The following is a 13,601-nucleotide window of genomic DNA, read 5'->3' as shown; positions in this document are numbered from 1 at the left end:
ATATATATTGTCAGGACAGGGGCTGCTCGCTCCAAAACGGACGCTGAGCGTACGGAAACGCCCCGGATGCTGAGACTCCCGAAGCAAGTGGCTACCAAACACGACGCGTTTGGTACCATGCTTTCAATATCGCCACCGAGACAAAACGGTCTCGCACGACGACACAGCTCTGGCGACCACCTCACAGTTCCGACTTCCCACAGCCACGCCGCGTCTCGAGCCGATCGGCCACGCTCCGGTCGGGAGCCACGGAGGCGACTCCCAGAGTTCCACCGGTGACGCCGCCGATTCGACGACCGGCCCGAACGATCCGGCGAGCGTCACTCGAGGAGCAGCTCAGCCAGCTCCGTCGCGTTCGCAAGCGGCATTCCGATCGTCGCCGCCGAAGCCGTCGCCGCCCACGCCTCGTATTCCGGACGGCTCGGGAAGGCGTTGGTGTGCGGACAGATCGCCGCGTAGCTGACCTCGAGCGGCCGATCGGACGCCGACAGCGGTTCGACGTCCGTCTCGATCCCGAACGACGCGACCGCACTGGTGGGTGAGACGGTCGGCTTCCCTGTCCCGGTCACCCGCGCGGTGACCGCTGCCCCGTCCGGCGCGACCGTTCGCATCTCGACGGGTGACGACGTCAGCGCGGCGAGGAGGATGACGTCGTAAAAGCACCTGAAGTGATACGTCTCTCCCTCGAGAACGGCACGGTGATCGGTCTCCCCGTCCGCGTGACAGAGGTCCACTACGTCGACTGTATCTCCGAAAACTCGCCGGCGAACGGCCGGCAGGCAGTCGACCATCGTCTCGAGCGGTTCGGTCCCGAGAAATCGTTCCATCGCCGTTTGCACGTCCTCGGGAAGCGTTGCCGCCGAGTCTGTCGGATCTTCGACCCATCGGTCTTCGGTCGCGTTCGAACCCGATCCGGTCGGTTCCGACTCGATCGGGGTCGGCCGCTCCGCGTCGTCGGCCGAACCGTTCTTGCGACCGGCGCTCTCACAGCCGCAGCCACTATTTCCGCCACAGCCGTCGAATCGGGGCGTCATATTCTTCACTTTGATTTCCAAAGTGCTTATACTTTGAACTCCGAAGTATAGGAGTAGCTTCGGTGAGTCACAGAAATGGAAGACATCCGCAACGAGAGTGTCGATCCGGACCAGCCGTCTCGAATCGATCCGTCCTGTTACTGTCGACTCGGCGGCGTGCTCGAGCTGTTGAGCCGCCGACACGCGATCCAGGTGATCTGTCTCGTCGGCGCGGTCGGACCGGTTCGCTACGGCGAAATCGAAGACGCCCTCGGGGAGATCAGCAGCTCCACGCTCTCGTCGCGGCTCTCGGAGCTCGTCGAAGCGGGCTACCTCGAGCGCGAGCAGTACGACGAGATCCCGCCGCGCGTCGAGTACGAGCTGACGATGACCGGCGAACAGCTCCGCCAGCGACTGCACCCGCTACTCGAGTGGGCGGAAATCCACGAGGAGTTCGAGGAGCCGGCGGAGGCGTAGGCCGGTCCGACCGCGTTCGATCTTCGCCGGTCGCCGTCCGAAGATAGATCCGTCGTTAATCGAATCCGCCGTCCCGATCCGACTACCGAGAGACGCTGGAGATGTCGACTTCGACCACCACACGGCCACCGACCGGGTTACTCGACTTTTTCGACGGAGTCCTCGCCGCAGTGTGGACAGTAGTCGTACTCTTCGGTTAGTCTCTCCTCACAGGACCGACAGACGTACGTCGCCCCCTTGCTGGACATGTACGACTGCTTCGCTTCCTCGAACGTTTTCCCCGCTTTGCTGAACAGACCCATCGCTCGAAATAGGAGATCGGCCCGAATAAGGATTGGGTCGGAAGCGCCCCGTCCCGAGCGATGACGCCCACTTACGGCCGGTACGGAACCGAACCGACCACCCGGGACGACGCGTATCCGCCGCGGATCAGCCTGTGTTTTTCATCCCGGCGGCGATTCCCTTGACCGTCAGCCGGAGCGTTCGCTCCTCGACGTCGGTGCGGTGGGTGCGGTCGAGCAGGTACGTCTGGAGGACGTTCAGCGGATCGACATAGGGGTTTCGTCGCTCCAGGTTCTCGCCGAGCCAGTCGCGGGTGTGCAGTTCGTCGCGCTGGCCGATCGTCGTGACCAGATCGACCGCGCGCTCGTACTCGTCGGTGACGCGCGGGAAGAACCGCTCGCGAAGGTCCGGATCGGCCAGGTCGGCGTACTGGTTTGCGATCTCGAGTTCGGTTCGCGACAGCGACAGCGCGGCGTTGTCGAGCGTCGTCCGGAAGAACGCCCACTCGTCGTACATCTCCTGGAGCGTCTCGACCGAGCCGCCCTCGTCGAGGTAGGCGTCGATGCCGGTTGCGAGGGCGTACCAGCCCGGCAGGATACACCGCGACTGCGTCCAGGAGAACACCCACGGGATCGCCCGGAGGTCCTCGACGGTCCGTTCGCCCGAGCGCGACGCCGGACGCGAGCCGAGATCGAGGTCTTCGATGACGGTGATCGGCGTCGCCTGTTCGAAGTACTGGACGAAGCCGTCGCTCTCGAGCAGGTTGCGATACTCCTGTCTCGCGGCGTTGGCCATCGTGTCCATGGCGTCGATCCACTCCTCGCGGATCTCCTCTTCGGGCTGGTTCATCGCCTGGAACCGGGACCGAAGCTGTGCGTTGAGCATCTGCTCGATGTTGCGCTCTGCGATCCGGGGGTTGCCGTACTTCTCTGCGATCGCTTCTCCCTGTTCGGTGAACTTGACCTGACCCGTGACGGTGGAGTTCGGGAGCGCAAGCAACGCCTCGTTCATCGGTCCGCCGCCCCGGGAGATCGAGCCGCCGCGACCGTGGAACAGCCGCATCGTCACGTCGTAGTCGTCACAGATATCCCCGAGATTGCGCTGGTTTTTGTACAGCGACCAGTTCGCGGCGAGAAAGCCGTTTTCCTTGTTCGAATCGGAGTACCCGAGCATGATCTCCTGGGTTCGCCCGCGCGCCTCGAGCGCCTGACGGTAGGCTTCGTTCTCGAAGAGCGTCCCCATGATTCGTCGCGCACCGGAGAGGGCGTACTCCGTCTCGAGCAGCGGGACGACGTCGATCCCGCAGTGTTCGGGCAGGGAGACGACGCCGGACTGGTCGGCCAGGAACAGCACCTCGAGGACGTGACTCGGCTCGTCGGTCATCGAGATACAGTAGGTGTCGATGGCCTCGACGCCGTACTCGGATTGCCAGTCCGCGAGGGTGTCGAACAGCTGGAGGACGCGCGTCGAGTCCTCCGAGAGACCGTCGGTGTCCGAGAGGTCGATCACCTGCTCGTCCTGCAAGGCGGCGTCGGTGAGGAGTTCGACGCGTTCGTCTTCCGTCAGCGCGTGGTAGTCGACTCCCTGACGCTCGAGCGCTTCAGCGATGGCGTCGGTGTGTTTTTGCTGGTGTTCGCGCAGGTCCAGGCTGGCAAGCGAGAAGCCGAAGGTCGCGACCTGTCGTCGGATCGGATCGACGTGTGACTCGACGACGCTTTCGCCGCCGTTTTCGCGCAGGCTCATCGCGATGACTTCGAGATCATCGAGAAGCTGCTCGACGTCGTCGTAGCCGCCGGGCCGAACGTCACCGACGCGCTCCAGACGCTCGCGCATGAACTTGAGCTTCTGGCGGTAGGGCTCGCCGGGGTAGCGCTCCTCGGCCGTTCGGGCGCTGCCGGGCAGTCGCTCCTGGTCGCGCTCGAGTGAGGCCTGAAACGCCGAGCCGGCGTCGATCCGGCTGCCGTCCTGGCTCAACACGCCCGAGAGGCGTTTTAACTGATCGCGGTATCGGTCGATGACGACCGAGCGTTGACGCTCGAGCGTGTTCGCGGTGACGTCCGGGGTGACGTAAGGGTTCCCGTCCCGGTCACTGCCAGCCCACGAACGGAACTCGAACAGCTTGGGAACCTCGATATTGTTCTCGACTTCCCCGTCGATCGCATCAGCGAGTTCGTCGTAGACCTCCCCGACGACGTCGAACAGCGTGTTCTCGAGGTACCACTGGACGTTTCGCGCCTCGTCTTCGGGTTCGGGCTGGCGATTGCGAACCTGGGGCGTCTGCCAGAGGCTCGTAATCTCGGCGTCGATGTCCCGCCAGATCTGGCTCTGTTCTTTCTCGGTCAACAGACACTCATCGAGGCGCTCGAGGTAGGTCGAAATCGTCCGCAGCTTCGATTTTACCGTCTTCCGGCGGGCCTCGGTCGGGTGAGCCGTAAACGTTGGCTCGATCAGCACGTCCGAGAGCACCTGTTCGACCGTGTCGACGTCCGCCTCTCCCAGCTCTTCGGCCGCCGTCTCGAGGCTGTCCTGGAGCGTTTCCTCGTCCGACTCGGTCCGGATCGAACGGACGCGCTCGCGTTCTTCGGCCAGGTTGATCAGCTCGAAGTACGTCGTGAACGCACGGGCGACGATTCGCTGTTGGTGTGGCGAGAGCCCCTCGAGTTCCGTGATCAGCGGATCGCGCGACTCGATGTCGCCCGCACGGTAGTCGATTGCGGCTCGTCGACAGGATTCGACCCGCTCGAACGCCTTTCGTGACGTCTGTTCTTCGAGAACCTCCCCGAGCAACGCCCCGAGCTCGCGGACGTCCTGACGCACACCCCTGTTGTGAAGTTGCATATCACGCCAATTGAGTCGGACTCTAAAAACCCCAGCGAAGCGAAACGGCGACGTACATCGTTTACCGTGATAATTCCGAAACGTTCCGGACGTAACCCAACGCCGGCTAGCCGTGAATCCCCATCGCTTCGATCTGCTCTTGATACCGGTTCCGGATCGTGACTTCGGTGACCTGTGCGACGTCTGCGACCTCGCGCTGGGTCTTTTTCTCGTTGCAGAGCAACGACGCGGCGTAGATCGCTGCCGCGGCGTATCCGGTCGGTGATTTGCCCGAGAGAAGCCCCTCTTCGGCCGTTTTCTCGATGATCTCGTTGGCCTTGGTCTGGACCTCCTCGGACAGTTCGAGTTCAGAACAAAAGCGGGGGACGTATTTTTTCGGGTCGACGGGTCGCATCTCGAGGCCGAGTTCCTGCGAGATATAGCGATACGTTCGACCGATCTCTTTTCGTTCGACGCGCGAGACTTCCGAGATCTCCTCTAGGCTGCGCGGAATGCCCTCCTTTCGACAGGCGGCGTACAGCGCCGACGTGGCGACGCCCTCGATGGATCGGCCGCGGATGAGGTCCTCTTTGAGCGCGCGCCGGTAGATCACCGACGCGACCTCCCGAACCGACCGCGGGACGCCGAGCGCGCTCGCCATTCGGTCGATCTCGCTGAGTGCGAACTGCAGGTTTCGCTCGCCGGCGTCTTTCGTTCGAATCCGTTCTTGCCACTTGCGCAGCCGATGCATCTGGCTGCGCTTTTTCGAGGAAATAGAGCGTCCGTAGGCGTCTTTATCTTTCCAGTCGATCGTCGTCGTCAGTCCCTTGTCGTGCATCGTCTGGGTCGTCGGCGCGCCGACGCGGGACTTCTCTTGCCGTTCCTGGTGGTTGAACGCCCGCCACTCCGGACCGGGATCGATTTTTTCTTCTTCCACGACGAGCCCACAGTCTTCACAGATGAGCTCACCCCGGTCGGAGTCCTTGACGAGATTGTCCGATTCGCACTCGGGACAGGCACGTACCCCCTCCTGGTCTTCGGTCTCGTCCTTCTCGCGCGTTCGCTCCCGCTGACGGGTGGACCGTGTCATCGCACTTTTATAGTAGTATCACCACAGTATATAAGTCCTTCGCCGCGATTCAAACGTAATGGTCCGTATCCGCCGATTTTGGCGTGTATAGCGTTTCACGGTGGTGGTTTACGATTTGAAACCGGAAAGACTTTATCCGGAACTGGGCGAAGAACGGACCGAATGCCAGTCATCGAGTGCGACGTCGACGCGGCCCGCGACCGTCTCGAGAACGCGGGCGTCGAGATCGACGCCGGGAACACGGACCACGAGCGCTGGCGCGCCACTCGAGGGGACGCGACGGCCGTCGCCTACGACGACAAAATCGTGATCCAGGGAGGCAATCCACGGGACCTCGAGGCGGTGCTCCGGGACGGCGGCGGGCGCGCACACGTCTACTTCGACGGCGCGGCCCGCGGAAATCCGGGTCCGGCGGCCATCGGCTGGGTGATCGTCACCGGCGACGGCATCGTCGGGGAAGGCAACGATCGGATCGGCCGCGCGACCAACAACCAGGCCGAGTACGAGGCGCTCATCGCGGCGCTCGAGGCCGCCCGCGACTACGGCTACGACGAGATACACGTCAGAGGCGACTCGGAGCTCGTCGTCAAGCAGGTTCGCGGCGAGTACGATACGAACAACCCGGAGCTGCGCGAAAGGCGCGTGAGCGTCCACGAACTCCTCTCCGCGTTCGACGAGTGGACGCTCGAGTACGTCCCGCGCGAGGTCAACGGCCGCGCGGACGGACTGGCCAACGAGGCGCTCGACCAGAACTGAAAAGCCTTCGAGGACGAACGATCCGGTATGAGCGATCTCGAGGACACTGACGGTCCGACCGTCGACACCGGCTCCGACGGTGGCGACTCGGGAACCGACGACGAGGGCACCGCTGGGGACGACGAACTCCCGACATCGGTCGTCGACGAGGCCGAACGGCTCACCCGGCTCGCACGATCCGCGACGGACGAACGCGAACGCGAGGTCCGTCTCGAGCGGCGCGATGATCTCCTCGCACCCCACGAATTTACCGCTCGCGTTCGCGACGACGACGGCGACGCGGCTCTCGTTCTCCATCCGGCGGCCTGGCACGAGGACGGCGTCATTCGAACCGACCGAATCGACGATCTCTCGCGTGCGATCGAGATATCACTCGAGGGGGCGGAGGATCCGGACGACTGGACGGCTGTCGACGCCCACAACCGAACGCTCGTCGCTCGCGTCAGAGACCGCCACGGCGACGTCCACGGTGACACCGCCAGCGCGCTCGCGGATTTCGTCGGCAATCACTACGCGAAACGAATCGAGTCGCTGACCGGACCGGAGCTGTCGGAGTTCCGCTCGGAGTACTTCGTTCGGAACGCCTGGCCGTCGGCTCGACAGCGCGACGTCGTCGAAAAATCGATCGAGTTAGTGTACGAGACGGCCGGTGAACCGGTGCCCGAATTCCGGAATCCGTGATCGCCCGCACCTGCCCGCTTCAGTAGCTCTCGTCGACGATATCGCGGACTTCATCCGCGCGGTCGTCGCCGGTCACGACGTTCGAAAGCGCCCAGCTGACGCCGTCGAGAACGGCATCGTAGCCGTCGTCGGTCAGCGAGTACTGATTGGTTCGTTTGTCGAGTTCGCTCTTTTCGACCAGGCCGAGCTCGACGAGCTCGTCCAGGTTCGGGTAGAGTCGGCCGTGATTCACTTCGGTTCCGTAATACTCCTCGAGTTCGCGTTTGATCGCCAGCCCGTACATCGGCTCTTTGGCGAGGATAACGAGGATGTTGTTCTGGAACGCGGTGAGTTCGCGCGCAATGCTCTGTTCGCCGGTGATTGATTGTGCCTCTGACATACGTCTTCAAATGTCACCAGACTATTTAAGACTTGCCAACTATTTGGTCTTTCGGTCGTGTAGACGGCGTCTAATCGGCAGTGATGAGCCGGTTGCACCGACTTCGATCACGATTAACGCTCGCGTCTGTCGGCTGTCTGGTAGCCGTCAATTTACCTTCAAACGTGATTACGAAAGTACTTTTTGATCGACCGTCGAGATTCAGGTACAATGGTCAACCTCTGGGAAGACCTCGAAACTGGACCGAACCCGCCCGAAGAGATCTACGCCGTCGTCGAGTGTCTCAAAGGCGAGCGAAACAAGTACGAGTACGATAAGGACGTTCCCGGTGTCGTCCTCGATCGCGTCCTCCACAGCAACGTTCACTATCCCAGCGACTACGGCTTTCTCCCGCGGTCGTACTACGACGACGAGGATCCTTTCGACGTGCTCGTCCTCGTCGAGGACCAGACGTTCCCCGGCTGCGTCATCGAGGCCCGCCCCGTCGCACTGATGAAGATGGACGACGACGGCGAACAGGACGACAAAGTCATCGCCGTCCCGATCGAGGACCCGCGGTACGATCACATCGAGGACTTAGAGGACATTCCACAGCAACGGCGCGACGAGATCGACGAGTTCTTCTCGACGTACAAAAACCTCGAGGCCGGAAAGGAAGTCGAAACGCTCGGCTGGGAGGACAAACAGGCCGCCTACGACGCGATCGAACACGCACAGGACCTCTACGAGGAACACTTCGAGTAACTCGTCCAACCTGTCTGGATGACGATCCACCATCCCTCCCGTCCGCGGACGAATTCACCGGAGTAATTCGGCCGCTCGGACTCATGCATTATGAGCATGAGTAATTTTATCCGCGTTCGTGGCGTACCTCGAGACGTCATGGCGACATCCCAACCGTCCGCCAACGAGCCGACCGAGATCGATGACCGCGTCGAATTCGGCGTCGGGATGGCTCACCCGACGATCGTTCCGACCAACTACGATCCGGAGCGTCGCGAGCGGACGGATTGATCCATTCTCGCGCCCGTTCGCCGGTCGAATCGGCGTCTCTCAAAACAGTGTCTCGAAACGAACCTTCTTGTATGCGGTCGAACTACGACCGCCCATGGGTCTGTTCGATCGACTGCGGGGCGACGGAAACCCACGGGTTGCCTTTATCGGGGTTGACGGCGTGCCGTTCAGTCTCTTATCGGAACACGAAGAACTGTTTCCGAACTTCGCTGCGATCGCCGCAGACGGAACCGCAAGCGAGATCTCGAGTATCGTCCCTCCCGAATCGAGCGCCTGCTGGCCGTCGCTAACCACCGGGACAAACCCAGGCGAAACGGGCGTCTACGGCTTTCAGGATCGGGAAGCCGGCACCTACGATACGTACGTCCCGATGGGCCAAGAGGTCCAGGCCGATCGAGTCTGGGACCGGGTCCACGAAGACGGCCGTCGGGCGACGGTGATGAACGTTCCCGTTACCTTCCCGCCACAACGGAGCGTCCAGCGGATGGTCTCCGGCTTTCTCTCTCCCGGCCTCGACAAGGCCGCCTATCCGGACGACGTTCGCGACTATCTCGAGTCGATCGACTATCGCATCGACGTCAACCCGAAACTCGGCCACCAGGACGACAAATCGGCGTTCATCGAGGACGCCCACGCCACCATCGACGCCCGCTACGAGGCGTTCGAACACTACATCGAGGAGGACGACTGGGACCTCTTTTTCGGCGTCTTCATGACGACCGACCGGGTCAATCACTTCCTGTTTAAGGACTACGAGCGCGACGGCGAGTACAGAGCGGAGTTCATCGAGTTCTACCGAACCGTCGACGACTACATCGGCCGCATTCGCGAGGCGCTCCCCGAGGACGTCACGCTGATTGTCGCCTCCGATCACGGCTTTACCAGCCTCGACTACGAGGTCCACTTCAACGAGTGGCTCCGCGAGGAGGGCTGGCTCTCGTTCGAGACCGACGAACCCGAGGAACTCGGAGACATCGCGACCGAGACGAAGGCATACTCGTTCATCCCCGGTCGATTCTACATCAACCTCGAGGGACGCGAACCGCGGGGTTCGGTCCCGGAAGACGAGTACGACGACGTCCGCGACGAACTCAAAGCCGATCTCGAGGCGCTCGAGGGACCGGACGGACGAAACGTCGTCGAACGCGTCGTCGAGAAGGAGGCGGCGTTCCGGGGCGATCACGACGATATCGCGCCGGATCTGGTCGCCATCCCGACCCACGGCTTCGACCTCAAATCCGGATTCAAGGCCGACTCCACGGTGTTCGACACCGGACCGCGAAACGGAATGCACAGCTTCGACGACACCGCGCTGTACATCGACCATCCGGATGCCTCCATCGACGACGCGGATCTCTTCGACATCGCGCCCACGATCCTCGACCTGATGGACGTCGAGTACAGCCGTGGCGAGTTCGACGGCGCAAGTCTGGTGTGACGTCGGTTCGGCGGCTCCACTCAGAACGTCGCGGACGGTTCGCCCTCCGGCGTACCTAGCGGGACGTCTTTCCGCCGCGTCGTTCGAATCGAATCCGTCTTCGAGTGCAGCGTCACGGCTGTCGTCCTCGAGCGACGTCGACCGACCGTCAGCGCGGATCGTCTCCGATCCGAGTCCGTTTTCCCCCCGGGAACGTACCGACGTCGCATGGAGGAAGTCATCCACGCTCGAGGACACGAACACGTCAGCGCGGCGCACGCGAGCACCTTCGAAGTGACCACCGACGACTATCTCACCCCGGCCGGCGACTGCATCCTCGCGATCGACGCCGACCGCGCACCCGCCGATTTCGACCCCGCGTTCGTCCGGGCGTGTCGGAACGCCGACGCGACGATCGCCGTCACGCTCGAGGCGGACGGCCACCGAGACTCGGTCGAGGGACGGGGCGATCCCGATCTCGCGTTCGAGAGCGACCGCAGCGCCGTCGGCCGGACGAGCGAGCACGTCGACGAGCGGACGATCCTGCTCGAGGCGGCGTTCGCAGCCGAGGGGTTCGATCGCGACCTCGTGGAGGCGCTCGCCGACGGGGCGGACCTGACGGTGACGATCACCGTCAAGGGGTGAGACGGTCCTGTGAGAATCGGTGTTAAGGTGCTGGAACCGCTTTCTTCGATCGTGTGCACCCTCACTCTCGCCTGGCAGGTCTTCGAGGACGCACCGGTGGCAGTCGCAGCGAACCGGGACGAGGCGCTCGAGCGCGACTCGCTTCCACCCGCCGTCTACCGGACGGACCCGCTCGTCGTCGCGCCGACGGACGCGGCCGCCGGCGGCACCTGGATCGGCTACAACGAGTTCGGCGTCTTCGCGGGGATCACCAACGGCTGGACCGACGCGGATCTCGCCGGCGAGCGCTCGCGCGGCCTGCTCGTCGCGGACGTTCTCGAGGCCGAATCGGTCCTGGCTGCGAACGCGGTGCTCTCCGACGCGGTCGCCGCCGACGAGTACGACGCGTTCAATCTCGTCATCGCTGACGCCGAGGACGCGGTCTGCTACCGGTGGGACGGCCACCTGGACCGAACGGCGTTCGATCCCGGCGTTCACGTCGTGGTCAACGCCGCCGTCGATGACGAGGTCGTCGTCCCACCGAGCCGGCCCGATGCGGCCCGCGAGCAGGCTCGAAACGCTCGCCGGGTGCGACGCGCTCTCTCGGTCGATACCACGGATCCCGGCGAGCCGGTCGAGGCCTGGCTCGAGCGGGCCGGCTCCGTCCTCGCTGATCACGAGTACGGCGTCTGTCTCCACGAGGACGGGTTCGGAACGCGGTCTTCGTCGCTGATCGCACTCGGCGGGACGTCGACGTACCGGTTCGCACCGGGTCCGCCCTGTCGAACCAGCTACGAAGGCGTTCGATCACCGACCGATTCCGCCGGTTCTGATGCCGACGGTGACGTCGAAGGGCACATTTAAGCGGCTCGCACTCTCTCATACGCACATGGACGCACTCCTGCCCCTAGCGGCGAGCATGGCGAGGTGGTCTCCGTGAGCGTTACCGCAGCCGAAGCGGAACTCTCCGACGACGAGTGGAACGGACTCGAACTCGTCCGCGAAACCGGCGGTATCCACCAGAGCGACTTCTGGAAGGAACTCGACGTCTCCTCGCGCAAAGGCAGTCGGATCGTCGAATCGCTGGTCGAAAAGGATCTGGTCGACCGCGAGGACACGGTCTACGACGGACACAACACCTACTACATTACGCCGACGGCCCGAGACCTCGAGTTCACGCTCTTGATGGCAGGGGATATGCTCTCGCCGTTCATCGGGGAAGAGGAGGTCGATCCGAACAGCGACGCCTTCTCGCAGTGGATCATGAATCTCGCCTACGAGGAGTGATGCGGTCTGCTGTGCGTCAGTACCGGCACAACCGCGATACGCCTGCGGTCCCGCCGGAAAATCGTTACGGCATCGCGTGAGCTCCCGAACGAGTTTTTAACCGGCTCCGTTGCAGTTCGGTTCGACCGACGGTCCGCGCTCGTCGAGTCAGGACAGTGCGCTTGCGACACGCACGAGGCGCTCTTCGCCGAACGACGGACCGACCAGCTGAAGTCCGACGGGAAGACCGTCGGTCTCGCCCGCGGGGACCGAAATCGCGGGCAGGTCCGCGAGGTTGACCGGGACGGTGTTCGCGTCCGCCAGATACATCTGGAGCGGATCGTCGAGGCTCTCTCCGAGTTCGAACGGCGGCACGGGCATCGTCGGTGACGCGAGCACGTCGGCCTCGGACAGCGCCTCGTCGAAGTCCTGTTTGACCCAGGCGCGAGCGTCCTGTGCTTTCTTGTAGTACTTGTCGTGGTAGCCCGCCGACAGGGCGTACGTGCCGAGCAGGATGCGTCGTTTGACCTCGTCGCCAAATCCCTCCCGCCGAGCCGCGGCGAACGCCTCGTTCCAGTTGCCGTCGTAGCCGCCCGAGTGACCGTAGCGGACGCCGTCAAACCGCGCGAGGTTCGAGGAGGCTTCCGACATCGCGATCACGTAGTAGGCCTCGACGGCGTGTTCGACCGACGGCAGCGACACCTCGTGGTACTTCGCGCCGCGGGTCTCGAGTTCACCGATCGCGTCCCAGAACGTCTCGAGAACGCCGTCGTCGGCACCTTCGAGTAGCTCGGTGGGGACGCCGATCGAGAGCCCGTCGACGTCGCCCGTTGCGGCGTCGGCGTAGCTCGTCGGGCGCTCTGAACTCCCCGGTGGCTCGCGGGTCGTCCCATCGCGGTCGTCCGGTCCCGCGATCACGTCGAGCAACGCGGCGGCGTCCTCGACGGTCTCTCCGAAGGGACCGATCTGCTCCAGGCTGTTGGCGTAGGCGACGAGTCCGTATCGCGAAACGAGCCCGTAGGTCGGTTTGATGCCGACGACGCCACAGAATGCGGCCGGGCAGCGAACCGATCCGCCGGTGTCTGAGCCGAGTGCGAGATCCGCCTCGTCGGCGGCGACCGCCGCCGCAGAGCCGCCCGAAGAGCCACCCGGAACGTGGCCGGGCGCGGTCGGGTTGTCCGTCGCTCCGAACGCGGACGTTTCGGTCGTCGTCCCCATCCCGAACTCGTCCATATTGGCCTTGCCCACGATCGTCGCGCCGGCGTCTTTGATCCGCGAGACGACGGTTGCATCGTAGGGCGGGACGTACTCCTCGAGCATCGTCGAGCCACAGGTCGTCCGGACGTCGGCGGTCGAGATGTTGTCCTTGACGGCGACTGTTCGGCCCGCGAGGGGACCGTCGGCGGCCCCTTCGATCGTCTCCTCGGTGATGAAAATATTCGACATGATCAGGAGACGTTCGGTCCTTTGAAGTAGCCGTCTTCGGTTTCGGGCGCGTTCCGAAGCGCCGCGTCGCTTTCGAACGAATCGCGTTCCTCGTCGGGTCGCATGACGTTCACGAGGTCGGCGTCACGGTCGATTTCCGGTACCTCGTCCAGCGTATCGAAGTACTCGAGGATGTCCGCGAACTGCCGGGTGAACTGGTCGACCTCGTCGTCCGCGAGGTCGACACGAGCCAGCTCCGCGACGTGGCGGACCTCCTCGGGACTGACGGCGTCGTCGCTCATACCTGTTCGGACCGGCCTCCGGAGAGTAAGGGTTTCGATATACCGGTCGGGAGAACGC

Annotated in this window: 16 protein-coding genes; 9 read left to right on the top strand and 7 right to left on the bottom strand. The window is 63.5% G+C overall.

All coding sequences use genetic code 11. The features are described from left to right. Positions 1–320 precede the first annotated feature (320 nt). Positions 321–1,034, bottom strand: coding sequence for an organomercurial lyase (gene merB, locus EA462_RS06455; protein WP_124177734.1), 714 nt, complete (start codon positions 1,032–1,034; stop codon positions 321–323). Between the two features lie 75 nt (positions 1,035–1,109). Between merB and EA462_RS06450 the strand changes: the two genes are divergently transcribed. Then, positions 1,110–1,490: a winged helix-turn-helix transcriptional regulator gene (locus tag EA462_RS06450; protein ID WP_124177733.1), complete on the top strand. Its 381-nt coding sequence runs from the start codon at positions 1,110–1,112 to the stop codon at positions 1,488–1,490. A 137-nt stretch (positions 1,491–1,627) separates the two neighbouring features. Here the strand turns inward: EA462_RS06450 and EA462_RS06445 are convergent, their stop codons facing one another. From EA462_RS06445 to EA462_RS06435, 3 genes are all read right to left on the bottom strand, one after another. Then, a complete protein-coding gene (locus EA462_RS06445; protein WP_124177732.1) occupies positions 1,628–1,792 on the bottom strand; it encodes a zinc-ribbon domain-containing protein in 165 nt (54 codons plus the stop codon). A 127-nt stretch (positions 1,793–1,919) separates the two neighbouring features. Further along, positions 1,920–4,610, bottom strand: coding sequence for a phosphoenolpyruvate carboxylase (gene ppc, locus EA462_RS06440; protein WP_124177731.1), 2,691 nt, complete (start codon positions 4,608–4,610; stop codon positions 1,920–1,922). A 106-nt stretch (positions 4,611–4,716) separates the two neighbouring features. After that, positions 4,717–5,679 (bottom strand): transcription initiation factor IIB, encoded by a 963-nt coding sequence (locus EA462_RS06435; protein WP_004213785.1) that lies wholly within the window; start codon positions 5,677–5,679, stop codon positions 4,717–4,719. 162 nt (positions 5,680–5,841) lie between these two features. Between EA462_RS06435 and rnhA the strand changes: the two genes are divergently transcribed. Then, entirely contained in the window at positions 5,842–6,435 is a 594-nt protein-coding gene (gene rnhA, locus EA462_RS06430; RefSeq protein ID WP_124177730.1) for a ribonuclease HI, read from the top strand. Between the two features lie 27 nt (positions 6,436–6,462). Then, positions 6,463–7,116: a DUF7108 family protein gene (locus EA462_RS06425; protein ID WP_124177729.1), complete on the top strand. Its 654-nt coding sequence runs from the start codon at positions 6,463–6,465 to the stop codon at positions 7,114–7,116. 19 nt (positions 7,117–7,135) lie between these two features. Here EA462_RS06425 and EA462_RS06420 read toward each other — a convergent pair whose 3' ends face one another. Beyond that, positions 7,136–7,495: a PadR family transcriptional regulator gene (locus EA462_RS06420; protein WP_124177728.1), complete on the bottom strand. Its 360-nt coding sequence runs from the start codon at positions 7,493–7,495 to the stop codon at positions 7,136–7,138. 210 nt (positions 7,496–7,705) lie between these two features. Here EA462_RS06420 and EA462_RS06415 point away from each other — a divergent pair, with 210 nt between their 5' ends. The 6 genes from EA462_RS06415 to EA462_RS06395 all read left to right on the top strand — a co-directional run bounded on the left by EA462_RS06415 (position 7,706) and on the right by EA462_RS06395 (position 11,837). Next, positions 7,706–8,239, top strand: coding sequence for an inorganic diphosphatase (locus tag EA462_RS06415; protein WP_124177727.1), 534 nt, complete (start codon positions 7,706–7,708; stop codon positions 8,237–8,239). A gap of 138 nt (positions 8,240–8,377) precedes the next feature. Then, a complete protein-coding gene (locus EA462_RS17710; protein WP_279387005.1) occupies positions 8,378–8,509 on the top strand; it encodes a hypothetical protein in 132 nt (43 codons plus the stop codon). 94 nt (positions 8,510–8,603) lie between these two features. Next, positions 8,604–9,947 carry an alkaline phosphatase family protein gene (locus EA462_RS06410; RefSeq protein ID WP_124177726.1) on the top strand — a complete coding sequence of 448 codons (1,344 nt, stop codon included), beginning with the start codon at positions 8,604–8,606 and terminating at the stop codon, positions 9,945–9,947. A 207-nt stretch (positions 9,948–10,154) separates the two neighbouring features. Then, positions 10,155–10,571, top strand: a complete 417-nt coding sequence (locus EA462_RS06405; RefSeq protein WP_124177725.1) for a DUF371 domain-containing protein — start codon at positions 10,155–10,157, stop codon at positions 10,569–10,571. Between the two features lie 51 nt (positions 10,572–10,622). Next, a complete protein-coding gene (locus tag EA462_RS06400) occupies positions 10,623–11,414 on the top strand; it encodes an NRDE family protein (RefSeq protein ID WP_124177724.1) in 792 nt (263 codons plus the stop codon). Positions 11,415–11,486: 72 nt separating this feature from the next. Further along, complete coding sequence (locus EA462_RS06395) at positions 11,487–11,837, top strand: helix-turn-helix transcriptional regulator (RefSeq protein WP_124177723.1); 351 nt, start codon at positions 11,487–11,489, stop codon at positions 11,835–11,837. Between the two features lie 147 nt (positions 11,838–11,984). Here the strand turns inward: EA462_RS06395 and gatA are convergent, their stop codons facing one another. Together gatA and gatC are read right to left on the bottom strand one after the other, a co-directional pair. Then, positions 11,985–13,265, bottom strand: coding sequence for an Asp-tRNA(Asn)/Glu-tRNA(Gln) amidotransferase subunit GatA (gene gatA, locus EA462_RS06390; RefSeq protein ID WP_124177722.1), 1,281 nt, complete (start codon positions 13,263–13,265; stop codon positions 11,985–11,987). After that, a complete protein-coding gene (gatC, locus tag EA462_RS06385; RefSeq protein WP_124177721.1) occupies positions 13,265–13,543 on the bottom strand; it encodes an Asp-tRNA(Asn)/Glu-tRNA(Gln) amidotransferase subunit GatC in 279 nt (92 codons plus the stop codon). Before gatC ends, gatA begins: the two co-directional genes overlap by 1 nt. Between the last annotated feature and the right edge of the window lie 58 nt (positions 13,544–13,601).

Origin of the sequence: Natrarchaeobius halalkaliphilus (assembly GCF_003841485.1) — an archaeon.
Lineage (GTDB): Archaea > Halobacteriota > Halobacteria > Halobacteriales > Natrialbaceae > Natrarchaeobius > Natrarchaeobius halalkaliphilus.
This window is presented reverse-complemented; position numbering and strand designations above follow the sequence as displayed.

Bases quoted from the DNA above. Each gene is read 5' to 3' on its own strand.
- merB (WP_124177734.1), bottom strand. From the start codon at position 1,034: ATGACGCCCCGATTCGACGGCTGTGGCGGAAATAGTGGCTGCGGCTGT.
- EA462_RS06450 (WP_124177733.1), top strand. From the start codon at position 1,110: ATGGAAGACATCCGCAACGAGAGTGTCGATCCGGACCAGCCGTCTCGA.
- EA462_RS06445 (WP_124177732.1), bottom strand. From the start codon at position 1,792: ATGGGTCTGTTCAGCAAAGCGGGGAAAACGTTCGAGGAAGCGAAGCAG.
- ppc (WP_124177731.1), bottom strand. From the start codon at position 4,610: ATGCAACTTCACAACAGGGGTGTGCGTCAGGACGTCCGCGAGCTCGGG.
- EA462_RS06435 (WP_004213785.1), bottom strand. From the start codon at position 5,679: ATGACACGGTCCACCCGTCAGCGGGAGCGAACGCGCGAGAAGGACGAG.
- rnhA (WP_124177730.1), top strand. From the start codon at position 5,842: ATGCCAGTCATCGAGTGCGACGTCGACGCGGCCCGCGACCGTCTCGAG.
- EA462_RS06425 (WP_124177729.1), top strand. From the start codon at position 6,463: ATGAGCGATCTCGAGGACACTGACGGTCCGACCGTCGACACCGGCTCC.
- EA462_RS06420 (WP_124177728.1), bottom strand. From the start codon at position 7,495: ATGTCAGAGGCACAATCAATCACCGGCGAACAGAGCATTGCGCGCGAA.
- EA462_RS06415 (WP_124177727.1), top strand. From the start codon at position 7,706: ATGGTCAACCTCTGGGAAGACCTCGAAACTGGACCGAACCCGCCCGAA.
- EA462_RS17710 (WP_279387005.1), top strand. From the start codon at position 8,378: ATGGCGACATCCCAACCGTCCGCCAACGAGCCGACCGAGATCGATGAC.
- EA462_RS06410 (WP_124177726.1), top strand. From the start codon at position 8,604: ATGGGTCTGTTCGATCGACTGCGGGGCGACGGAAACCCACGGGTTGCC.
- EA462_RS06405 (WP_124177725.1), top strand. From the start codon at position 10,155: ATGGAGGAAGTCATCCACGCTCGAGGACACGAACACGTCAGCGCGGCG.
- gatC (WP_124177721.1), bottom strand. From the start codon at position 13,543: ATGAGCGACGACGCCGTCAGTCCCGAGGAGGTCCGCCACGTCGCGGAG.